This window comes from Bartonella sp. AA9NXGY (assembly GCF_042196845.1).
GTDB lineage: Bacteria > Pseudomonadota > Alphaproteobacteria > Rhizobiales > Rhizobiaceae > Bartonella.
Window position 1 is genome coordinate 186,733 of sequence record NZ_JBHIRB010000001.1, and the last position, 21,923, is coordinate 208,655.

The following is a 21,923-nucleotide window of genomic DNA, read 5'->3' on the forward strand; positions in this document are numbered from 1 at the left end:
TCATTTTTTACTTACGGTAAGAGTAGCAACGAGTTCGGGAAGGTCGGAGAAAGTTTTTTGTTGAAAGTTGAGCGACTTCATCATTTCGGTTGTTGTTGTGGGGTGAAAGGCTCCTTGAAAGCCGAGTTTTTTTGCTTCATTGATGCGCTGTGCTGAATGTGCAACAGCGCGGGTAGCTCCTGAAAGACTGACTTCACCAAAATATACATAATCCGTTGGCAATGCGATATTGGCAAGAGAAGATACCAAAGCAGCGGCTACAGCTAAATCAGCAGCGGGTTCTGATATGCGATATCCACCTGCTACGTTCAGATAGACATCATGCTGTCCAAAACGAATGCCACAATGGGCTTCTAAAACGGCAAGAATCATAGAAAGGCGATTTCCATCCCATCCGACAACTGCACGTCTTGGTGTCCCAAGGGAAGAAGGAGCAACAAGCGCTTGAATTTCTACGAGTATCGGGCGTGTCCCTTCCATTCCTGCAAAAACAGCAGCGCCTGGTGCTTTTTCATTACGTTCCCCTAAAAATAATTCAGATGGATTTATCACTTCGCGTAATCCTTTATCAGACATTTCAAAGACACCAATCTCATCTGTTGGTCCGAAGCGATTTTTTACAGTTCTAAGAATGCGATAATGATGTCCTCCTTCACCCTCAAAATAGAGAACGCCATCAACCATATGTTCAACGACTCGAGGACCAGCAATTTGTCCATCTTTTGTAACATGCCCAACAAGAACAACGGCGGTTCCTGTTTTCTTGGCAAAGCGGATCATTGCCTGAGCACCGATACGTACTTGTGTGACAGTGCCAGGTGCTGAATCTGCTGTATCTGACCATAGGGTTTGAATCGAATCGATAATCACCATATCAAGGTTTTTATGTTCGCTTAAGGTTGCCAGAATATCTTCAACATTGGTTTCAGCAGCAAGTTTCACTTCTGTATTGTTAGCTTCAAGCCTTTGTGCGCGCAGACAAATTTGCGCAATAGCCTCTTCACCTGAAACATAGATGACATTATATCCTTTACGAGATAAAGCAGCAGCTGTTTGTGTTAGCAATGTTGATTTACCAATACCCGGATCACCTCCAACAAGGAGTGCTGATCCACGGACAAAGCCCCCACCGGTAACACGATCAAGTTCAGCAATACCAGAATGAATACGTGGAGCATCTTCGATATTTCCAGAAAGAGATGTGAGTGTGACAATGCGTCCTTTACGAGCATTCTGCTTAGGACCACTTCCTATGCCGCTATTTATAGTTTCTTCGATAAGGGAATTCCATTCCCCACAAGCGCTACATTTCCCTGCCCAACGAGAATGGATGGTTCCGCAATTTTGACAGATAAATTGAATACGATTACGCGCCATGTCGATTTAACCAATTTGCTCTGGAAGGTAATTGCTATCGGCCAGATCACTAAAGCGTGTGAAATCAGATTGAAAGGCAAGGGGCACGATTCCTGTCGGCCCATGGCGCTGTTTTGCAATAATAACGTTAGCTTTTCCAAAAACTTTATCCATTATTTCTTGCCATTTCATATGTTCAAGGCTACCGAACTTTGGTTCTTCATTTTTGAGGTAATATTCTTCACGATAGACAAATAAAACGATATCGGCATCTTGCTCAATAGAACCAAATCCACCTAAATCTGAAAGTTTTGGGCGTTTATCTGTTCTGTTTTCAACTTGATGTGAAAGTTGTGAAAGAGCAATAATAGGGATATTTAATTCTTTCGCTAAGGCTTTTAATTCTGCAGTGATTTCTTGAATACGATATTCAGATGTGTATTTTAAATCACTTGTCATGAGTTGGATATAATCAATAATTAAGACATCCAAACCATGTTTTTGCTTGAGACGTCGAGCACGGGCAGCCAGTTGTGAAACTGATATTCCTCCAGTTTGATCAATATAAAGGGGTGCCTTTTGGAGATGATTTACCGTACGAATAATTTTTGAAAATTGTTCATCTGAAATATGACCACGTCGAATATCAGAAGAAGAGACTTCCGTTTGTTCAGAAATAATACGTGTTGCAAGCTGCTCTGAGGACATTTCAAGTGAGAAGAATCCCACAATGCCGCCTTCATTTTCTTGGATATTACCATTATAATTATAAACATTGGCAATATTAAAGGCAATATTGGTAGCAAGTGAAGTTTTACCCATACCAGGGCGTCCCGCAAGGATAATTAAGTCGGATGGTTGTAATCCTCCCATTTTTTCATCAAGTGTTTGAATATGAGTCGCTATCCCTGATATTTGCGAAGAGCGTTTTTTTGCAGCACTTGCTATATCAACAACTCTTTTGATAGCGTCATCAAGACTGTCAAATCTACTATCGCAGTCTTCTTTTTTTTCTAGCATAATTATACACTTTCCTTTTGTTAGATATCAGTTTTTATGCAATTTTATATCAAGAATATTTTGCATGTTGTAGAATTTTCTCTGTGCTGTATTATTCAAAACACTGCTTGTTTTTTATATTGCGGTAATTAGGGTAATTTTTCAGATAGATTAGAAAATATTTTTGTTAAAAGGTTAGAGGTTGTCCTATAAAGAGGAAAGTTTCTGATATTCTACATAATAGTCAGCCTTGCACAACAGCAGCAATTATTTTTGAATTTAAAAACAAGAAAATGAGTGTCTTGTGAGAAGGAGTTTTTTAAAAGAAGGAACAATATAGAAAGATTTAGATTAGCTATGGATTTTAATATATGTACCCCACTTACAACATTAAGAGATGTGTTATCATTTCATGCAAGAAGAATGTTATTAAATAGCAAATAACGGTGGCTAGAATCATTGAAAAATGATTCTTTGTAAGAAATTATCATTCTTGATAAGAACTACATTTTTTAATGAGAAGGATGGTTTCACAATTTTGACAGATAAATTGAATACGATTACGCGCCATGTCGATTTAACCAATTTGCTCTGGAAGGTAATTGCTATCGGCCAGATCACTAAAGCGTGTGAAATCAGATTGAAAGGCAAGAGGCACGATTCCTGTCGGCCCATGGCGCTGTTTTGCAATAATAACGTCAGCTTTTCCAAAAGCTTTATCCATTATTTCTTGCCATTTCGTATGTTCCAAGCTACCTAGTTTTGGTTCTTCATTTTTGAGATAATATTCTTCGCGATAGACAAACAGAACGATATCGGCATCTTGCTCAATTGAACCAGATTCACGTAAATCTGAGAGCTGTGGACGTTTATCTGTTCTATTTTCTACTTGACGTGAAAGTTGAGAGAGAGCGATAATAGGAATATTAAGTTCTTTCGCTAATGCTTTTAATCCTGTGGTAATTTCTGTAATCTCTTGAACACGATTTTCTGATGAACGCTTTGAACTGCTTGTCATGAGTTGGATATAGTCAATAAACAAGATATCTAAACCATGTTGCCGCTTGAGACGCCGCGCACGAGCAGCTAATTGCGTAATTGATATTCCCCCAGTTTGATCAATATAAAGTGGTGCCTTTTGTAGTTGGTTCACCGCACGAATAATTTTTGAAAATTGTTCATCTGAAATATTGCCACGCCGAATATCAGAAGAAGAGACTTCTGTTTGTTCAGAAATAATACGGGTTGCAAGCTGTTCGGATGACATCTCAAGTGAGAAGAATCCCACAATGCCGCCTTCATTTTCTTGGATATTGGCATTACGATTATAAGCATTAGCAATATTAAAGGCAATATTGGTAGCCAGTGAGGTTTTACCCATACCAGGGCGGCCCGCAAGGATAATTAAGTCAGATGCTTGTAATCCTCCCATTTTTTCATCAAGTGTTTTAATATGGGTGGCTATCCCTGATAATTGTGAAGAGCGCTTTTTCGCAGCACTTGCCATATCGATAGCTTTTTTAATAGCCTCATTAAAATTTTCAAATCCACCTCCATATTTCCCTTTTTCTGCTAGCTCAAATAACTGATTTTCAACAGTTTCAATTTGTTGGGTAGGCGTGAGTTCTACAGGAGCATCAAAGGCTGTATTGACAACTTGAGTTCCAAGGTTAATCAAAGACCGTCGGATAAAAAGATCGTAAATGACGCGTCCATAATCTTCAGCGTTAATAATAGTGACTGCCTCTGTGGCTAAGCGAACAACATATTGGTATACAGTAATATCTCCAATTTTTTCTTCCATTTGGATATAGGGCTTGATTGTAACTGGATCTACACGTTTTCCTGTTTTAATAAGGTGAGATAAAACATGATAAATTTTTTGATGCAATGGTTCAAAAAAATGTTCTGGTTTTAGAAAATCTGAAACGCGGTCAAGAGAATCATTGTTGATAAAGATGGCACCAAGCAATGCCTGTTCAGCTTCAATATTATGCGGAAGTTGCCGAAAAGAAGGAGAATCCTCTTTCTTTGAAGAGCTGACATTAACAACGTTAGTTTCTTCCATAATATTTTTCCACTAAAATTCTAAGTCTAGCTACTTTAGGCGATAAATTGAAAATCGTATAATTAAAAGAATAGAGCTACAAACCTTCATTTTAAGTTAAAATTATATAATTTTTTAAAACTCTCTTTTCGTTCCTCATTTATCATTTGTGTATTATTTATATAACGTCTATCTATTTTATTTTATAATATGTGATTTTAAAGTGGAAGTTTTGCTACTCTAAATTTAAGTATTTTTAAGTTACTTAACCTTAAAATTCCAATATCTGTGTAAGTAGAATTATTTTTTATAACTGAAATTATTTCAGATCATGTGAGGATATAATCAAATTAACGCTCATACAAACTTTAGTCTTAAGGGTAGAACTTTAAATTATTTTTACTTTATATGCTGGAAAACAAAAGACATTTCCTCTTAGTGATACTACCATTCTCGGCATGTAATGCCTTTAAATAGTATATTTCTAATTCTTTCATAAAAATTAGGTTCTTTATGTACGATAGCCATAAAATACTCACTTTTAAAGTGCGAGTATTTTATGATCGATATTTAAAATGGAATAAAAAATATAAAACAGAAAGAAAAAATAGAAATTAAGCTTCTTGATGAGAACTGTTTATATCGTTGTCATTAATTTCTTCTGCCAATAATTCTTCCTGACTTTCTTCTAATAATTCTTCTTGAATATTATATATTTCTTTAGCCGAAGTGAGGGTTTCACCTTCTGCTTGGCGTTGTGCTTCACTGGTAGAACGCGCAACATTAATAATCACAGAAATTTGAACCTCTGGATGTAAGCTAAGAGTGATAGTGTGAAGACCGATCATTTTTATTGGATGATTAAGTTCGATTTGATTTCTTCCAATAGAAAAGCCTTCATCTGTTATGATTTCAGCAATATCACGTGTTGACACAGAACCATAAAGTTGTCCTGTTTCACCAGCAGAACGAACAACAATGAATGATTGTCCATCAAGTTTTTCAGCAATTTTTTGCGCTTCGCTTTTGCGTTCAAGATTACGTGCTTCAAGTTGTGCACGTTGTATCTCAAAATGTTTTTTATTAGCTTCATTTGCGCGTAAAGCTTTACCTTGAGGCAAGAGAAAATTACGCGCATAACCATCTTTAACTGAGACAATATCACCCATCTGACCAAGACGAGGAATGCGCTCAAGTAAAATAATATCCATAGTTTTTCCTTTCGAACAAATAAATTTAGTGGAGTTTTTTGCGTGATTGAAAATTGTATTGAATAGCAGCCCAAATTCCCATCAAAAGCATCATGAAAACAATAGGTGGAGTAAAAACGACTGTTAAAATAGCAATATAAACAAGAGAAAGTATAATAATCCGACCGTTTACCCCTTTTGTAATATTGTGAAGATATGCTAGACCGCTAATTAATATGATGACAATGTATGCAGTACTAAAGACACGGGTACTCAAGTTAAGAGAAGCGCTCAGCTCAACCATCGATGCTATGCAAACAATAATGAAAATAACAATTCCAGAAATGGGAAGGCGGAGAGTTTGGCTCCAATCATCACGGGGTCTTTTCAGCCATTTCATATGTTGTGCTGCTATCATGGAAAAGTAAAGGTTACCAATGAGAAAAACCAAACTATAAATAGTCAAAGAAAAAGCAGTAAAAGTTGCTGTATGCGTCATTAAAAGCTCATTAAAAGCGCGTATATCGGCTTCTTTTATTGACTGTGTTTGTTGCAGAGTTTGTGCTATGTTTTCGGTGATTTTTTTTGCAACGATGGGTGTGGAAGGACGTGTTTGAACATAGAGCCCAATGAAAGTTGCTATAAGAGCGATAAAATTAGTTAAATGAAAAATAACCGATGATAATGGATACCATATCAGTTCGTTTTCTTTTTGCGCTGGTCGTGCAAGCCCAAGAAGCCAAGAAGCATAGACAGCAGGAAGGAAAAATAAGAACATAAAGCCAAGAGCAATATAGGTATTAGTGGTTATGATAAGAACAACAGTGGCACTTATGAGGGCGATGAGACTGGCTAATGTTCCTTGACCGAACGCAACAATAAAAATTGGCAATGAAAGAAAGCAGCCAAGAAGAAGAGAAAAAAAGGGCGCAATATTTGCAACACTGATGATTGCCAGTCCTATCACAACAGCAAATAATCCTGCCAAAATACCGGTTAATATCTCATAAGTACGATTTTTTTTCATTTATTGCTGTCCTGCTTTCTGCAGTTAGAGGTGTGTCAATACCCCAACTTTGACATTTAATAGCTTAACATAGGATACAACAAGCTATTTTTTAACCATATAAGAAATGCAACTGGAGAAACTCTCCAGTTGCATAGCGTATTGATTGCTTACTTTATAACGTACGGAAGTAAGCCTAAAAAGCGAGCACGTTTGATAGCATTAGCTAATTCACGCTGTTTTTTCTGACTAACAGCAGTAATCCGTGAAGGAACAATTTTCCCACGTTCGGAAATATAACGTTGTAACAACTTGATGTCTTTATAATCAATTTTGGGAGCATTGGTCCCTGAAAAAGGACACGTTTTACGACGACGATGAAAGGGGCGACGTGCAGAGTTTTGATTAGTATCAGTCATTATTCTACCCCTTCTATAGTATTTTCACGTTGACGACGTGGAAAACGAGGACGCTCTTCATCATGTCCAATGTGACTATTGCGATCAAGGTGTGAGAGCATAGCAGATTTTTCTTTTTCGTGTTTTTCTACGCGAATGGTCATATAACGCAAAATATCCTCATTGATGCGCATCTGACGCTCCACTTCAGCAATTGCTGAAGCTGGTGCATCAATATTGACTAAGACATAATAAGCTTTACGGTTTTTACGAATACGGTAAGCAAGAGGACGAAGTCCCCAATTTTCTATACGCCCAACTTTTCCACCATGCACTTCAATGACACCTTTGTAGAGACTCAAAAGTTCATCAACTTGCTGCGGTGCAATGTCTTGTCGGGCAAGGAACATATGTTCATAAAGAGCCATTGTTTTGCCTTTCTTCAATTAAATTTCACCGGTTTTAGCGCAAAGCCTCTGCGACTTGTCTTTTTTGGAAATCCAAAGAAGAAAGGACGCGTTTACAATTCGAGACATCTCAGAGCGGAGATACGGGAGGCCGGAAACATTGTATTTCCTACTGATATTTTACAGCCCTCCGTTCAACCTCCAGCTAAAGTGCCGGCAACGAATATTTCATATCTACAGGTTATCTTTTAAAATAGCAAGTTTATGCACATAAAAAAATTGATTTGTTAAATCTTGATATATTTCCTTCTTCTACAAAAAGATAATACTGTAATATAAAGGCAAAGGAGGGAAAAATGGACTTTTTAAACCAAATTGATGTTACACTCTTTGAAATGTTTGTCGGCAATCATCAAGCTTGGTCGATTGTAGTTTTGTTTAGTATTTTTTGTGCAAAGTTTTTAATTTATATTATTCCTCTCCATCTTTGTGCGTTGTGGTTTTGTGGTGGGGAGAGGGAACGGTGTGTTGTGCTAAGCATTTGCATGAGTATTTGTGCATCTCTTTTCATAGGTTATCTCATTTCTCTTTTTTATTTTCATCCTCGCCCATTCGTGGTAGGGCTGACGACACCGTTTATTCAACATCGTGCAACAGCTTCTTTTCCTAGTAATCATGCCTTGACCATTGCATCTTATGCAGCTAACTTTTATTTTTACCGATACAAAGTTACTTTTAAATTTGCCGTAGTGTTTTTATGCTTAATCTGTTGGGCGCGCATCTTTGTGGGCGTACATTATCCCTTTGATATTTTAGCAGGTGCACTTTTAGGAAGTCTCATAAGTTTGGGTGTTATTCAGTTTATAGCACCCTATTTCCCTAAGTTTTTATATCAAATTCCGCCCTTAAAATATAATTTTAAGTGTGGTATTCGTTTTAAATAAAGGGCTTTATCTTGATTTGTGCGGATGAATAAGGTCAAAAGAAAATAATTTAATTGTACAGTTTTAGGAGTTGATAAATGGGTGCAGCTTTTATTTTTCCAGGGCAGGGGAGTCAACTTGTTGGTATGGGAAAGGCGCTTACAGAGCAATTTATTGCCGCACGGATGGTTTTCGAGGAAGTTGATGATGCTTTGGGTGAGAAATTATCAAAGATTATTTTTGAAGGACCAGCAGATGTTTTAACGTTAACAGCAAATGCACAACCGGCATTAATGGCTGTATCTATGGCTGTCATTCGTGTGATGAAACAATTAGGGCTTCGTATAGAAGACAAGGTAAGATTTGTTGCTGGTCATTCTTTAGGCGAATATTCGGCTCTTTGTGCTGCTGATACATTTACTCTCACAGATACGGCAAGGCTTTTGCGTACTCGTGGCAATGCTATGCAGGCTGCTGTCGCGGTTGGAGAAGGTTCTATGGCTGCATTAATTGGTTTAGAAGAGCACATTGTGGAAGAAATTTGCGAAACTGTTTCTGGAGAAGGACTATGTCAGATTGCTAATGATAATGGTGGTGGGCAAATTGTTATTTCAGGTAAAGCAAAAGCAGTTGAGACAGCGGTAGAGATTGCATCAACAAAAGGTGCAAAACGTGCACTTCTTCTTCCAGTTTCTGCACCTTTTCATTCGTCTTTAATGCAGCCTGCTGCTGATGCCATGAAGAAAGCGCTTTTGACTGTTAATAAAATGGAACCTATTGTTCCTTTAATTGCCAATGTTTCTGTTACACCAGAAAAGGATCCAGAACGTATTGCTACTCTTCTTGTCCAACAAGTGACGGGGAGGGTGAGGTGGCGTGAAACAATAGAATGGATCGGGGCTAATGGGGTTGATACGCTTTTTGAAGTTGGTTCTGGAAAAGTATTAACAGGTTTAACGCGTCGTATTAACAAGGATATAAAAGGGGTAACTATTGGAACAGTTGATGAAATAGAATCAGCGCTAGGTATGCTTGGCGTTTAATCTATAAGGAGTTTAAAAATGTTTAAATTAACAGGGCGTAAAGCTCTTATAACGGGGGCATCAGGAGGAATTGGTGAGGCAATTGCACGCTGCTTTCATGCACAAGGAGCCATTGTTGGACTTCATGGAACACGTGAAGAAAAGCTTAGAGAAGTGGCAGCAGAATTAGGGCAGAATGTTTTTGTATTTCCCGCTAATCTTTCTGAACGCCAATCGATTAGACAATTGGTTGAAGTTTCAGAAAGAGAAATGGATGGCGTCGATATTTTGGTTAACAATGCTGGAATCACTAAGGATGGTCTTTTTGTGCGTATGCAAGATAAAGATTGGGATGATGTTTTAGAAGTTAACCTAACAGCTGCTTCTCTTTTGACGCGTGAATTAATACATTCTATGATGCGCCGCCGTTATGGAAGGATTATTAACATTACATCTGTTGTTGGTGTTGTGGGAAATCCTGGACAAACGAATTATTGTGCTGCAAAAGCAGGCTTGATAGGTTTTTCTAAAGCATTGGCACAAGAAATTGCTTCGCGAAACATCACTGTCAATTGTATTGCTCCAGGATTTATTAAATCCGCAATGACAGACAAGCTTAATGAAAAGCAAAAAGAAGCCATTATGGCTGCGATTCCGATGAAACGTATGGGAAGTGGGCAAGAAATAGCCGCTACTGCTGTTTATTTAGCAAGCGATGAAGCAGCCTATACGACAGGTCAAACACTCCATATCAATGGTGGAATGGCAATGATTTGAGTATTTATTTTATTCCACATTGATTTATGAGTTGTATTATTTTAGATAGTAACGATTGAAATGGATAGATGCATCTATTTCTTTAATATGGTCGTTGATCAATTGATGTCGGAATGTCAGATTGGTTCATTTTGTAGGGGATATCCACAGGATGTTTTAAATCATTACTAAAATCTTTTAAAGTAATGCATCTATTGCTTGATTAGATGAACCGATATAGTTAACCAAATTATAGGAAATATAAATTCGAGGATTTCAACATGAGTGACACAGTAGAGCGCGTTAAGAAAATTATCGTGGAACATCTTGGGGTTAATGCTGATAAAGTTGTAGAAAATGCAAGCTTTATCGATGATCTAGGGGCTGATAGCCTTGATACGGTTGAACTCGTTATGGCTTTTGAAGAAGAGTTTGGGGTAGAAATTCCAGATGAAGCTGCTGAAACGATTTTTACAGTTGGCGATGCAGTCAAGTTCATTGATAAAGCTTCTGCGTGATTACTAAAGGGCAAAGGCATAAATTGCTTTTGCCTATATTCTTCGGAGCTCTTTTGAAAAGAGAGCTTTGAGAGGTGAAGTTTAGTTCAAGGTTAGAAGTTATGAGACGTGTTGTTGTTACTGGTTTAGGGTTGGTATCTCCACTAGCTGGTAATACTGAATATAGTTGGAAACGACTTCTTGAAGGAAGAAGTGGTGTCCGACGTATCACTGAGTTTGATGTGTCAGATTTGCCATGCCAGATTGCTGCGCGTATCCCCTTAGGGGATGGAACAGAGGGGACTTATAATGCTGATTTGTATATGGAACCTAAAGAGCAACGTAAAGTTGATGCATTTATTGTTTATGCAATGGCTGCTGCTAACCAAGCGCTTGCAGATGCCGAATGGTTTCCTAAGAGTGATGAAGATCAGATTTGTACAGGCGTGTTAATTGGTTCGGGAATTGGGGGAGTTGAGGGTATTGTTGAAGCTGGTTATACGCTTCGTGATAAGGGCCCACGTCGTGTTTCTCCTTTTTTTATTCCAGGTCGTTTGATTAATCTTGCTTCTGGTTATGTGTCTATTCAATATGGTTTACGGGGGCCTAATCATTCTGTTGTAACGGCTTGTTCAACAGGGGCGCATGCAATTGGTGATGCGGCACGTTTGATTATGTTTGGTGATGCAGATGTCATGGTGGCAGGGGGGACTGAATCTCCGATAAATCGGATATCTCTTGCAGGTTTTGCAGCTTGTAGAGCTCTTTCTACTTGTCGCAATGATGATCCTGAACGGGCGTCACGTCCTTATGATATTGATCGTGATGGTTTTGTGATGGGGGAAGGAGCAGCTGTTGTTGTTTTAGAAGAGCTGGAACATGCCAAAAAACGAGGAGCGCGTATTTATGCTGAGGTTATTGGCTATGGTTTATCTGGTGACGCTTACCACATTACAGCGCCTTCAGAAAGTGGTGAAGGGGCTCAGCGTAGTATGATAGCTGCTCTTAAGCGTGCACAAGTGAATGTAAGTGAACTTGATTATATTAATGCTCATGGTACATCTACGATGGCTGATTCCATAGAGCTAGCGGCTGTTGAGCGTGTTTTAGGGAGTTATGCACCACAAGTTTCTATGTCATCAACGAAATCATCTATCGGGCATTTACTTGGTGCAGCCGGTGCTGCTGAGGCTATTTTTTCTATTTTAGCTATACGGGATAATATAGCCCCAGCGACACTTAATCTTGACAATCCATCGATTGAAACGAAAATCGATCTTGTACCACACAAACCGCGTGAACGAAAGATTGATACGATTCTTTCTAATTCTTTTGGATTTGGTGGGACAAATGCATCGTTGGTGATGCGACGTTTTAGGGGATAATAAGTATTTTTATTTAATTTTTGCTTTTGAGTTTTCTACTTTATTATAAGGTGAATAAGAAATTATAATATTATCCTTAATCGCTATTGAGGGGTTATGTCCGATGTGAAAAATGGAAAATCATTAAAGGACGTAAGTGATTCCTCTTCGAATCATTTAGCAGATAGTTATGACATGTTAATACATAAAAAACGAAAGAAATCATCTATCGTCCGTAATCCGTTGGTCATTCTCGGTCATTTTTTTCTTATGCTGATTGTGATTATTCTTTTTGCCATAAGTATTCCTCTTTATATTGGAAAAAGTATTTTTGAAGAAAAGGGAAAAATTGAGGAAGAACAAATTGTTCTTATCCATCCTGGTACCGGAATTCGTGAAATTGCTTCATTGCTAGAAAAACGTGGTTTCATTCGATCATCAGATATTTTTGTTTATGGGGTTGGTTATCACCAAAAAACAACGCATCTGAAGGCTGGTGAATATTTAATTCCAGCTCATGCTTCGATGCAGGATATTATGGATATTCTTGTGAAAGGAAAATCTATAGAGTATACATTTACAGTACCTGAAGGTTTAACGGTTCAGCAAGTTTTCGATCGATTAGCTGCGAATGAAATTTTGATTGGAGACCTTCCAAAAATTTTGCCTCCAGAAGGTTATTTAATGACGGATACTGTTCGTTTTATTCGGGGAACAACGCGTAAAGAGATTGTAAACAGGTTGCGTGAAGGACAGACAAAATTAATTCATGCTATATGGGCTACGCGTTCACCTGATTTACCCATTAAATCAATTGATGAATTTGTTATATTAGCCTCAATTGTTGAGAAAGAAACGGGAATTGCAGCAGAAAGACCAATGGTTGCTGCGGTATTTTATAACCGCCTTACAAAGCATATGCGTCTTCAATCGGATCCAACAGTAATTTATGGTCTCTTCGGAGGAAAAGGAAAACCATCCGGTCGTGCAATTTATCGTTCAGATCTTGAGAAGGAAACACCATATAATACTTATAAAATTAATGGTTTGCCCCCAACGGCTATTGCAAATCCAGGTCGAGATTCTTTAAAAGCGGTGGCACATCCACCAAGCAGTGATGCACTTTATTTTGTTGCTGATGGTTCAGGAGGGCATGTTTTTTCTCGAACTTTAGAGGAACATAATATGAATGTTCGCAAGTGGCGAGAATTAAAGGCAAAACATTGAATTTATAGTGATAACACATCTTTTTGCATCGTAAATGAGAATCCCAAATATAGTAAAATTTTTCTATTTAAATTTTTTATGAGAATGATAAAAAATCATTTTCTTGTCTGTCACAAGTGGGTTGGCGTATGGATAAAAATATTTAAGAAAAAAGTGAATATACTGCTAATACCTTATCTCAAAAAAGAGCAAAATAACATTGAGAATTGCTAAGAAAACACATTGATTAGGGGAGAGGTTGAGATAATGTATAATTCAAATTTTGGAGAAACATTTATGAACAAAGTAGAGTGATGTAATGACAGTCTTTGAAAGTAAATTGAGTGCTATAAAAATAAATCAACGCCGCGGTTTTTTATTTATTCTTTCTTCGCCTTCAGGTGCTGGTAAATCAACAATTTCTCGATTACTTCTAAAAGAGGGACAATTAGAGCTTTCCGTAAGTATGACCACAAGGAAAAGGCGTCCTAGTGAAGTAGATGGGCTGCATTATTACTTTATTTCAAAGGAAGAGTTTGAATATAAGCGTGATAGGGATGAATTTATTGAGTGGGCAGAAGTTCACGGAAATTATTATGGCACTTTACGTGAAACTGTTGAAAGCGCATTGAATGCTGGCCAAGATATGTTATTTGATATTGATTATCAAGGTACCGAGCAGCTGCAAAAAAAGATGCTAGGAGACACTGTATCTGTTTTTATTCTTCCACCATCAATGAAAGAGCTTGTTTCGCGTTTACATCGTCGAGCAGAAGATAGTCAAGATACTGTCAATTTGCGATTGGAAAATGCACGAACGGAGTTAAAGCATTGGCTTTCTTATGATTATGTTGTGATTAACGAAGATTTAGATCAGTCTTTATCTTTTATTAAATCAATTTATTTAGCTGAAACCGTAAAACGTGAGCGTTGTTCGTATCTTGGTTCTTTTGTTGATGGGCTTATTGCTGAAAAAATCGATAAATATTGTGATTAAAAAAGGTTTTATAACACAAAGTGCATTTTTTAGAGCACTAGATGCGCTAAAGTTACAAATTCAGAAATCGAGAGCGTTTCAGCACGGCGCGTTCCATCAATTCCAGCTTTTTCTAATAGCTCTTCACCTCCAAGTATTTTGAGATTTTGACGAAGCATTTTTCGTCTTTGCCCAAAGGCGGTTTTTGTGACGAGGCTTAGTTTTTGTGCAGAGCAGGAAAGAGGTTGTATTCGCGGAATAATATGAACAACGGAAGACGTTACTTTAGGTATTGGTATGAAGGCTTGAGGGGGGACATCAAAAGCAATTTTAGCAGTGGTACGCCAGCCAGTTAAGACACTAAGACGTCCATAATGAGTAGATTGAGGTTTAGCTGTAATCCGTTTGGCAACTTCACGTTGAAACATCAATGTCATTGATTCATAAAAAGGAGGCCATGGTTCAGTCAAAAGCCAATTTAATAAGAGTTGTGTCCCAATATTATAGGGAAGATTTGCAATAATGCGCGGTTTTACAGGGCTTGTTTCAAAGAGTTTTGAGAAATCTTGCTTCAGTGCATCATTACAAATAACTTTTAATTTTTTAGGATAGTGTTTTTCTATTTCTAAGAGAGCCGGTATGCAGCGCTCATCGCGTTCTATTGCTGTTACAATGGCACCCTTTGCTAGCAAGGCACGTGTGAGACCTCCAGGACCAGGACCAATTTCAAGAACAGGTTTTCCTTCTATATTGCCTGCTTGATGAGCAATTTTAGATGTTAAATTAAGATCAAAAAGAAAATTCTGCCCCAAAGATTTATGCGCTTGTAATCCATATATATCAATGACCTCACGCAGAGGAGGGAGATTATCTATTGGCATGGGTTTAAACTATTTTTTGCAAGTTGATTTGCAAGTTTAAGAGCAGCAATAAAGCTTTCGGGAGAGGCTATCCCTTTATCAGCAATGTCAAAAGCAGTCCCGTGATCTGGAGACGTGCGAATAAAAGGTAGACCTAACGTGACATTAACAGTGCTATCAAAGTCTAATGTCTTAACAGGGATAAGGGCTTGATCATGATACATACAAATGGCAACGTCATATGCTTTTCTTGCGCATTCATGGAACATTGTGTCGGCAGGCAGCGGGCCTGCAATATTGAGTCCTTTCTTTTTAAGATATTCAATAGCAGGAGTGATAATTTCAATATCTTCTTTTCCCATTGCACCTCCTTCTCCAGCATGAGGATTAAGACCAGCAACAGCTAGTCGGGGTGACGTTATTTTAAACCTTGTTTTTAAGTCATATTCAGTAATAAGTACCGTTTGAATAATTAAATCACGGGTAAGCTGTGAAGGAACATTTTTAAATGGAATATGAACAGTTATTGGTACTGTTTTTAATCGGGGTCCTGCTAACATCATAACTGGATGATAACATTTATGAAAAGCTTTATGGGCTAAATCGGCTAAAAGTTCTGTATGACCTGGAAATTGAAAACCGGCATCATAAAGACTCTTTTTTGCAATAGGACAAGTGATAAGTGCACATGCATGGCCATTTTGAATCAATTGAACACAGCGTTTAATTGCTTCAATAATTCCAGCGGCATTATTCGATGAAGGTATACCTAATTGATCACTTTGTTTGTTTTTTAACGGTATGATAGGAAGAGCGTTTTGAAAATTTTTTGCAGGATTATTGATTAAAACAGATTGCACCTCAACATCAATCTGTAAAAAACGAGCGCGCGAACGAATAACATCTGGATCAGCAAGAAGTACAAAAGGTGGAATTTGGCGCGTAACACGCAAATTCCACGCTTTTAATACTATTTCAGGACCAATTCCGGCAGGATCACCACCGCTAACAATAAGAGCAGCCATTATGAATTTTGAATGCGTGCCACTCGGCGCAGTTCTCCTAAATATTTGTCGCTTAATTCTTCAAGTTTTTGCGGGCTTCTTTTTTTACTATCTTGAAGAGAAAATATCAGTCGAGCGACATAATCATCAGAAACTCTTTTTATTTTGCAGACAGCAATTGCTTCGATTCCATCAGATGTTTCTTGTAATTTTGTCATCTTTCCAGCAGGCGTTGCAAGAATAGCTTGTTCCCATGCATTAGGAAGTTGTGGCTCCAGAAACTTTCCTAAGTGGCGGATAGTAACGTCTAAAATACCTCTTGCTTGATTGTGAGCATTGGCACATCCACGGAAATGTGCGCGAAAATTACTTGCTTCTCTTTGACGTCTTTCAAAGATCTCTGAACGACGATGTGCAGGAATGACAAAAACAATTCGCTGTAATGTATATTCGTTGGTTGAAGGTTTTACACCACCATTTTTTAATATTCTGCGTACAGCTTCTTGTTCGCTAATCATACCTGTTTCAGCTTGATAGCGTGCGCTAACAAGACGCCCCCATCCTATTTGTCCACGGATGTAATCTTTAAAGTGTTGCACTGTGATCTCAGTTTGGATCAGAATCTGGTTGAGCTGATCAATCGTCATATTATTTTGTGTCGCAAAATTCTCAAAAGCTCTATCAACTTCATCATTGCTTACTTCAATATTACGACGTTTTATTTCAATATTTTTTAGCTTTTCGTCAATAAGCTCTTTTTTAGCCTGTGCCACCAAATTGCCTTGCTTTTGTTGTAGCCTGAGAAAAGCAAGGCGTCTTTGTATATCATAATTTGTGATGGGGTTGCCATTAACTGTAACAACAATAGAAGTCTGCGCAAAGACTGTCGGAATCAAAAATCCATTTATTAGCAGGCTACTTACGCTCAAAGATGCAATATAAAATAAAGCAAGAAAACGCTTTTTCAATTTATTCATGTAAATAGGCTTTCGCATTGTTTATTAATTCTCATCAACAACTTAAAATACACGCTTTCTTTCATAAAAACAATGATAAGTTAAATGACTGATACATTCCCTTTATAAATTAATCTATCTTTTTTCCGATATCTGCAATCGTACGCAATGAAAGAGAGAAATTAAAGTTTTGCAAGGGTGCTTTCCTGCCTGGATTCGTTACCTGTTGATAACCGAATGTTAACCCGAAACATTCATCCATATAACTCAAGCTAATTCCTCGCTTTATAAATGTACCAGATACTAAATCATAACCGGCGTTGCTATTAATGGACCAATAATCTGCCAATTTAAGTCCTGTTTGAAAAGAAATTTCTTGGCGCTCTTGAGAATATTCATAATCTGGTTGCTTTGCGATATAGGCATATTGTAGAGCCGCCCAAAAATTTTGCCATTTTTGTGATGCTTCGATTTCACTACGGCGGATTTTTCCTGTTTTTTTATCAAAGCGTCCACGCGTTTCTAAGGAAAAACCACTTTTATGGGTTGTACCAAACATTGCAACATAGTCTGAACGTTTTGCCTCTAAGCTAGAATGAGTACCGACATTGATAAAGTCCTTTTCTGCAAAAGAATTCTTTCCTGCTAGATGAAAGGATTGTCCAATGAGACCATAAAGAGACCAATTATCATTAAGGCTTCCAGAATATCTTATACCTATATTGGCTCTTGTACCACCTTCTACACGATCATAACCAGAAAATTTGTCTCGTTGAAAGAGAGTGGTTGCATCAAAGACAAAGCTTTGAGCATCTTCATTAGGAATTTGTCCAATATATTGTTCATTATTGCGTATAAAAATTTGTGCAGTTGGTTCTATAATATGTGTAGAATGATCAGCTGTAATGAGGAAGGGATAGCGTAGTTCCAACCCTGCTGTTGCCATGCCACGAATTGCTGAACCATGAATTGCGGATAAGGTATTGTTTTCTATAAAATCTGTGTGATTTTCGCTTGCATTGGTTGTAATGATATCAGCTCGTAGAGAGAGAAGAGGGGTCAAGATGAGTCCATTGTGCGTGTTGAAGCGCTTTCTCCACTGAAGCTCGTTTGTTAAACGCAAACTATTTCCAGCCATACCAGAAAGTCTTACTGTGTTGAGAGGGTTTCCGTTCTGGTCGGGTGAACTGAAGTCAGCATGGCGACGATAAACTGATTGCATATTACTATGGAAGGTAAGCTCTCCATTATAAATGGGTTCATCTGGTGTGAAAAAATAATCGATGCGTGGTAAGACCCACGCTTGTCGAGAGTGACGTTCATAATGAGGATCATTCAGTATTGAATCTTGAACTTTAAAATGATAAAAACGCATATCAAAATAATTTTTTCCTGCAAGACCATTCAGATAGATCTGAGAAAGTTGTGTAGGATTGTTATAGTTTTCAAGTTTATAGGCACGACTAAAATGCCGATCTGATTGTGCAAGAATATCCCATCCATAAGTCCAGTGTGAGTTAATACGAAAATCCCCCTTTGTCGCCAGCATATAACGGTTTTTATGTTGGGCATCAATCGTATCATTATCAAATCTATGCGGTTTCATTTGATATATATGAGCAAAGCGAATGTTATAACGGCCCGTTTTTAAACGCTGACGCCATTCCCCTTCGGTTAAAAGCCCTTGTTGGGTATAAACCGTAGAAGAAAGGGTAAAATCATAATGGGGGGCGAGATTCCAGAAATAAGAATTCTTTATCCCCATACCGAGATAATCAGTATAAAAAAAATGAGGAGTAAGCAGACCGCTAGCACGCCTGACAGTTGGATCATAGATCTCAAAATTTGGAAATTTTATAATCGGTACACCAAAAACTTCAAAACTGCTATTTTCAAACCGAATTTTTTTGACGCTATTATTCCATATGATCTTTCTTGCTTTAATTTTCCATAGGACGTCTCTATCTGGTTTATAAGAGCAAGGTTCACAGGCTGTATAGGTTGCATTTTCAAAGACTGTTATGTGATTGTGTTTGCGTGTAGCATTTTGGGCTGAAAAGTGAACATTGTTGGCTGTATCAATACGTAGGGCGTTTACAAAACCCTCGCCAAGATCTTTGGTCATATCAATTTGGTTGGAATAAATTTTATTACCATCCTTTTGAGTAATTTCAACGTTCCCTTGTGCTATAAGCCGTCCTGTTTTTTGATTGTAAATAATTTTTTGAGCGACAACTTTATTGCCATCATATTCGATTTGGACATTACCGTGTGCAGAAACAGTGTTTTCATCACGATTGTAGATGAGTTCATCCGCAGAGAGCAAAAGAGGAGGTTCCAGATTTTGAATGCGACTTTGAGAAGGAGATTGAAGGCTTTGAGCGTGCGCACAATAAGACAAAGCACTTCCTAAAATACCCCCCACAACACTTTTAAAAGCGAGAGCACTTAATTTTGTTAAAATAGTTTTTTTAAGTGTTAATGCTTTCACTTAGCCATCCTCTTTATGAAGTAAAAAAGAGATTCCTAAGAATAACGCAATAACAACGGGTGTCCAAGCTGCAATAATTGGTGGAATATATCCAGCATTACCGAAAGCTTGAACAAGTACGGAAATAACATAAAGCATAAACCCAGCTATTACGCCACCAAGAATCAACATTCTAGATTGCCCAAAACGTGTAAAATTTAAAGATACAGTTGCTGCAATGAGGGTCATTGCCACAAGCAATGCCGGTAATGCAATCAAAGATTGGAAATACATATCAAAATTATTAGCAGAATAGCCAAATGAACGTGCAATCATAATTTTTTTTGGCAATTGGTAAAATGGAATAGTTGCGGGATTCACTAAACGTTCCGTTAAAAATTCAGGTTTTAGATTGGTTTTTATTTGCAACACGGTAAATTTTTCAGGAGGATACCCTATTTTATAGATTGTTCCATTTGTTAATAGCCAAAATCCATTAGTCAAGGTTGCTTTTGGGGCGTTAATCCAATTTTTAACGGTTGCATTGTCATTGTATTGTACAAAGGTGGCATCGAGAAGAGAAAGTCCTTGATCGGTGATAGATTTAGCACCAATGGTTGTTCTGCCTAAATTTGTACGTTGTGTTAACCAGTGGATACTTGTATTGTGAAGAGGTGTTAGTACATTGTGATTGCGCCATTCAGTCATCTTTTTTTCTGCTTGAGAAAATCCCCATGCAGCAAGTGGATTAATGAGAAGAATTGAAAATAATCCTAAAAGAAAAGCTCCAAAACAAGCTGGCATAAGAAATTGCCATGCAGAAACACCGATTGAACGAGTCACCACAAGTTCAAGTTTTTTGTTGAGCGAGATAAGCGTTGCCATTGCAGAAAAGAGTGCAATGAAAGGGATAAGTTGTTGCATGATAAAAGGGATGCGTAAAACAGAGAGGAAAAATGCATCTTTTGCTGTATAATGCGGAAGGGAAGATAGCCTACCGGAATTCTCTGTGAAATCGATTAAAAGAGCAAGAACAAAAATGCTTCCCCAGAAATAACAAGTTATTTTAAGATACCGTATAAAAAAATATCGTCCAAGTGTCCACCCAATCATGATATTTTATCCGAGGAATCTTGAGATTTTCGATGTTCAAATTTGTTCATTATTTTTTGAAAAGCGATTTGAAGTATCTCATTAACTTTTGTGGGAAGCCCAATTTTATGATTCGTTAAAAGCATAAAAAAGACAAATGCACTTGTTCCTATAGGTATAATATAAAGGAGAGGAACGTATGCAAGATCGCTTTTTGCTTTTTCTGCGAAAAAATATCCTATCCAATACACCAGAAAAGAAAGGGCAATTGCCGAGATATTTGCGGAATGACGAGCTTGTCGATGGGAGCGTACATCCCCTGCTGCTGCTAATGCAATAAGTGAAAAAACAATAGGGTAGAGCCATTGTGTTAATCTGCGGTGAAATTCAGCTTTATATTGGAGTGGTTTTCGTTGATAGTAGGGATCTTTTGGGTCAGGGTTTTGTAAATAAGAAAGAGACCGATCTTTTGGATAAAGAGTAGGTGTTTTATCACTAGGGATAAACTCTCCTAGGCTAAAAGTATATGAGCTAAATTGCACGATTGAAACACTGTTATTTTGATGATTGACTCTTTCTATTTCACCGTTATTGAGAACCAGAAAACTGCCGTTTTTATTGCTCACAATGGATGCGTCTGTTGCATAATAAAAAAGATCAGTCTTAGGATCACGCTGGTCGGCAATGAAAAGGCGTTCAAGTGTTCCATTTGGATTTCGTTCGCCAATTTCTATGTAAAGGTTATTGGCGAGTTTTTGGAAGCTCCCTTCACTAATGAATAGATTAATAAGATCAAAATGAGCGCTTGCTAGCATTTGTCGCATATGAAGACGCGCTTGAGGAACAACAAAATTAGCTATAGAAAAGGAGATACAGGATGCAACAATAGCAAGAAGAAGGATAGGTTTCCAAACAGTACTTTTAGGAAAACCAGAGGCATTGATGACAGCAAGTTCTGAGTCTTGATGCATTGCTGAGAGGATGGTTGTAATTGCGATGACTAATGCAAACGGAATGACAACAAAAATAACAGAAGGAACCAATGAGAGTGAAAATTGTAAGACTGTGAGGAGTGTTTGTTTACTTGTTGTGAGAAAGTTTATCCGTGCAAGAATTTGTATAGTCCAACTAACGCCCACTGCTGCAATCATGACAGAACTAAACAAAACAATGACACGTTTCAGGATGTAGAACTCAATAATACGCATAAATTGGGGAAAATCCTCAGTTTTTAATTCGATAGCAAATATTCTTACTGCTTTCGGTTAAAATGTAATAAAGTTTGAAAAAATACCCTTTCATGAATTGGATATTTTTACCAAATAAATAATATAAAATTGCCTATGAGGTCCTCTTTAAATTTTCCGTACATTATATTTTATTTTCAACTATAG

At 37.6% G+C, this 21,923-nt stretch carries 19 protein-coding genes and 1 pseudogene; 7 read left to right on the forward strand and 13 right to left on the reverse strand.

Translation table 11 applies throughout. From position 1 onward, the window contains the following. From radA to rpsF, 7 genes and pseudogenes are all read right to left on the reverse strand, one after another. Entirely contained in the window at window positions 1-1,377 is a 1,377-nt protein-coding gene (radA, locus tag ACFIM6_RS00785) for a DNA repair protein RadA (protein ID WP_375611228.1), read from the reverse strand. Between the two features lie 6 nt (window positions 1,378-1,383). Next, window positions 1,384-2,319 (reverse strand): annotated as a pseudogene (locus tag ACFIM6_RS00790) (DnaB-like helicase C-terminal domain-containing protein); the annotation flags it as partial. A gap of 613 nt (window positions 2,320-2,932) precedes the next feature. After that, a complete protein-coding gene (locus ACFIM6_RS00795) occupies window positions 2,933-4,423 on the reverse strand; it encodes a replicative DNA helicase (RefSeq protein ID WP_273791081.1) in 1,491 nt (496 codons plus the stop codon). Window positions 4,424-5,016: 593 nt separating this feature from the next. After that, window positions 5,017-5,613 carry a 50S ribosomal protein L9 gene (rplI, locus tag ACFIM6_RS00800; protein WP_375611229.1) on the reverse strand — a complete coding sequence of 199 codons (597 nt, stop codon included), beginning with the start codon at window positions 5,611-5,613 and terminating at the stop codon, window positions 5,017-5,019. A 25-nt stretch (window positions 5,614-5,638) separates the two neighbouring features. Further along, window positions 5,639-6,619: a hypothetical protein gene (locus ACFIM6_RS00805; protein ID WP_375611230.1), complete on the reverse strand. Its 981-nt coding sequence runs from the start codon at window positions 6,617-6,619 to the stop codon at window positions 5,639-5,641. A 149-nt stretch (window positions 6,620-6,768) separates the two neighbouring features. Further along, window positions 6,769-7,017 carry a 30S ribosomal protein S18 gene (gene rpsR, locus ACFIM6_RS00810; protein WP_012754957.1) on the reverse strand — a complete coding sequence of 83 codons (249 nt, stop codon included), beginning with the start codon at window positions 7,015-7,017 and terminating at the stop codon, window positions 6,769-6,771. Continuing rightward, window positions 7,017-7,424, reverse strand: a complete 408-nt coding sequence (gene rpsF / locus ACFIM6_RS00815) for a 30S ribosomal protein S6 (RefSeq protein ID WP_375611231.1) — start codon at window positions 7,422-7,424, stop codon at window positions 7,017-7,019. The genes rpsR and rpsF overlap by 1 nt, the downstream gene beginning before the upstream one ends. Window positions 7,425-7,759: 335 nt before the next feature. On the opposite strand from rpsF, the gene ACFIM6_RS00820 reads away from it, so the two are divergent. From ACFIM6_RS00820 to gmk, 7 genes are all read left to right on the forward strand, one after another. Further along, the gene (locus tag ACFIM6_RS00820; protein ID WP_375611232.1) at window positions 7,760-8,347 is read left to right on the forward strand and encodes an undecaprenyl-diphosphatase; all 588 of its coding nucleotides are present in this window, start codon (window positions 7,760-7,762) and stop codon (window positions 8,345-8,347) included. 77 nt (window positions 8,348-8,424) lie between these two features. Next, window positions 8,425-9,369, forward strand: a complete 945-nt coding sequence (fabD, locus tag ACFIM6_RS00825; RefSeq protein WP_375611233.1) for an ACP S-malonyltransferase — start codon at window positions 8,425-8,427, stop codon at window positions 9,367-9,369. An 18-nt stretch (window positions 9,370-9,387) separates the two neighbouring features. Next, window positions 9,388-10,125: a 3-oxoacyl-[acyl-carrier-protein] reductase gene (fabG, locus tag ACFIM6_RS00830; RefSeq protein WP_375611234.1), complete on the forward strand. Its 738-nt coding sequence runs from the start codon at window positions 9,388-9,390 to the stop codon at window positions 10,123-10,125. A 260-nt stretch (window positions 10,126-10,385) separates the two neighbouring features. Continuing rightward, window positions 10,386-10,622 (forward strand): acyl carrier protein, encoded by a 237-nt coding sequence (locus ACFIM6_RS00835; protein WP_004860281.1) that lies wholly within the window; start codon window positions 10,386-10,388, stop codon window positions 10,620-10,622. 101 nt (window positions 10,623-10,723) lie between these two features. Continuing rightward, a complete protein-coding gene (fabF, locus tag ACFIM6_RS00840; protein ID WP_375611235.1) occupies window positions 10,724-11,986 on the forward strand; it encodes a beta-ketoacyl-ACP synthase II in 1,263 nt (420 codons plus the stop codon). A 96-nt stretch (window positions 11,987-12,082) separates the two neighbouring features. Beyond that, window positions 12,083-13,192, forward strand: a complete 1,110-nt coding sequence (mltG, locus tag ACFIM6_RS00845; protein WP_375611236.1) for an endolytic transglycosylase MltG — start codon at window positions 12,083-12,085, stop codon at window positions 13,190-13,192. A gap of 298 nt (window positions 13,193-13,490) precedes the next feature. Beyond that, window positions 13,491-14,168 carry a guanylate kinase gene (gmk, locus tag ACFIM6_RS00850; RefSeq protein ID WP_375611237.1) on the forward strand — a complete coding sequence of 226 codons (678 nt, stop codon included), beginning with the start codon at window positions 13,491-13,493 and terminating at the stop codon, window positions 14,166-14,168. A gap of 29 nt (window positions 14,169-14,197) precedes the next feature. Here the strand turns inward: gmk and rsmA are convergent, their stop codons facing one another. The 6 genes from rsmA to lptF form a co-directional block, all read right to left on the reverse strand. Further along, window positions 14,198-15,028 (reverse strand): 16S rRNA (adenine(1518)-N(6)/adenine(1519)-N(6))-dimethyltransferase RsmA, encoded by an 831-nt coding sequence (gene rsmA / locus ACFIM6_RS00855; RefSeq protein WP_375611238.1) that lies wholly within the window; start codon window positions 15,026-15,028, stop codon window positions 14,198-14,200. Further along, window positions 15,019-16,032, reverse strand: coding sequence for a 4-hydroxythreonine-4-phosphate dehydrogenase PdxA (pdxA, locus tag ACFIM6_RS00860; protein WP_375611239.1), 1,014 nt, complete (start codon window positions 16,030-16,032; stop codon window positions 15,019-15,021). The genes rsmA and pdxA overlap by 10 nt, the downstream gene beginning before the upstream one ends. Further along, complete coding sequence (locus tag ACFIM6_RS00865; protein ID WP_375611240.1) at window positions 16,032-16,988, reverse strand: SurA N-terminal domain-containing protein; 957 nt, start codon at window positions 16,986-16,988, stop codon at window positions 16,032-16,034. The genes pdxA and ACFIM6_RS00865 overlap by 1 nt, the downstream gene beginning before the upstream one ends. A 109-nt stretch (window positions 16,989-17,097) precedes the next feature. Then, entirely contained in the window at window positions 17,098-19,458 is a 2,361-nt protein-coding gene (locus tag ACFIM6_RS00870) for an LPS-assembly protein LptD (protein ID WP_375611241.1), read from the reverse strand. Continuing rightward, entirely contained in the window at window positions 19,459-20,550 is a 1,092-nt protein-coding gene (lptG, locus tag ACFIM6_RS00875) for an LPS export ABC transporter permease LptG (protein ID WP_375611242.1), read from the reverse strand. Further along, entirely contained in the window at window positions 20,547-21,737 is a 1,191-nt protein-coding gene (gene lptF, locus ACFIM6_RS00880) for an LPS export ABC transporter permease LptF (protein ID WP_375611243.1), read from the reverse strand. Before lptF ends, lptG begins: the two co-directional genes overlap by 4 nt. Between the last annotated feature and the right edge of the window lie 186 nt (window positions 21,738-21,923).

What these genes read in the sequence shown, in the direction of transcription:
- ACFIM6_RS00865 (WP_375611240.1), bottom strand. Translation starts at nt 16,988, where the DNA reads ATGAATAAATTGAAAAAGCGTTTTCTTGCTTTATTTTATATTGCATCT.
- ACFIM6_RS00805 (WP_375611230.1), bottom strand. Translation starts at nt 6,619, where the DNA reads ATGAAAAAAAATCGTACTTATGAGATATTAACCGGTATTTTGGCAGGA.
- ACFIM6_RS00820 (WP_375611232.1), top strand. Translation starts at nt 7,760, where the DNA reads ATGGACTTTTTAAACCAAATTGATGTTACACTCTTTGAAATGTTTGTC.
- fabD (WP_375611233.1), top strand. Translation starts at nt 8,425, where the DNA reads ATGGGTGCAGCTTTTATTTTTCCAGGGCAGGGGAGTCAACTTGTTGGT.
- pdxA (WP_375611239.1), bottom strand. Translation starts at nt 16,032, where the DNA reads ATGGCTGCTCTTATTGTTAGCGGTGGTGATCCTGCCGGAATTGGTCCT.
- fabG (WP_375611234.1), top strand. Translation starts at nt 9,388, where the DNA reads ATGTTTAAATTAACAGGGCGTAAAGCTCTTATAACGGGGGCATCAGGA.
- rpsR (WP_012754957.1), bottom strand. Translation starts at nt 7,017, where the DNA reads ATGACTGATACTAATCAAAACTCTGCACGTCGCCCCTTTCATCGTCGT.
- gmk (WP_375611237.1), top strand. Translation starts at nt 13,491, where the DNA reads ATGACAGTCTTTGAAAGTAAATTGAGTGCTATAAAAATAAATCAACGC.
- rpsF (WP_375611231.1), bottom strand. Translation starts at nt 7,424, where the DNA reads ATGGCTCTTTATGAACATATGTTCCTTGCCCGACAAGACATTGCACCG.
- fabF (WP_375611235.1), top strand. Translation starts at nt 10,724, where the DNA reads ATGAGACGTGTTGTTGTTACTGGTTTAGGGTTGGTATCTCCACTAGCT.
- ACFIM6_RS00795 (WP_273791081.1), bottom strand. Translation starts at nt 4,423, where the DNA reads ATGGAAGAAACTAACGTTGTTAATGTCAGCTCTTCAAAGAAAGAGGAT.
- lptF (WP_375611243.1), bottom strand. Translation starts at nt 21,737, where the DNA reads ATGCGTATTATTGAGTTCTACATCCTGAAACGTGTCATTGTTTTGTTT.
- lptG (WP_375611242.1), bottom strand. Translation starts at nt 20,550, where the DNA reads ATGATTGGGTGGACACTTGGACGATATTTTTTTATACGGTATCTTAAA.
- rsmA (WP_375611238.1), bottom strand. Translation starts at nt 15,028, where the DNA reads ATGCCAATAGATAATCTCCCTCCTCTGCGTGAGGTCATTGATATATAT.
- rplI (WP_375611229.1), bottom strand. Translation starts at nt 5,613, where the DNA reads ATGGATATTATTTTACTTGAGCGCATTCCTCGTCTTGGTCAGATGGGT.
- mltG (WP_375611236.1), top strand. Translation starts at nt 12,083, where the DNA reads ATGTCCGATGTGAAAAATGGAAAATCATTAAAGGACGTAAGTGATTCC.
- radA (WP_375611228.1), bottom strand. Translation starts at nt 1,377, where the DNA reads ATGGCGCGTAATCGTATTCAATTTATCTGTCAAAATTGCGGAACCATC.
- ACFIM6_RS00835 (WP_004860281.1), top strand. Translation starts at nt 10,386, where the DNA reads ATGAGTGACACAGTAGAGCGCGTTAAGAAAATTATCGTGGAACATCTT.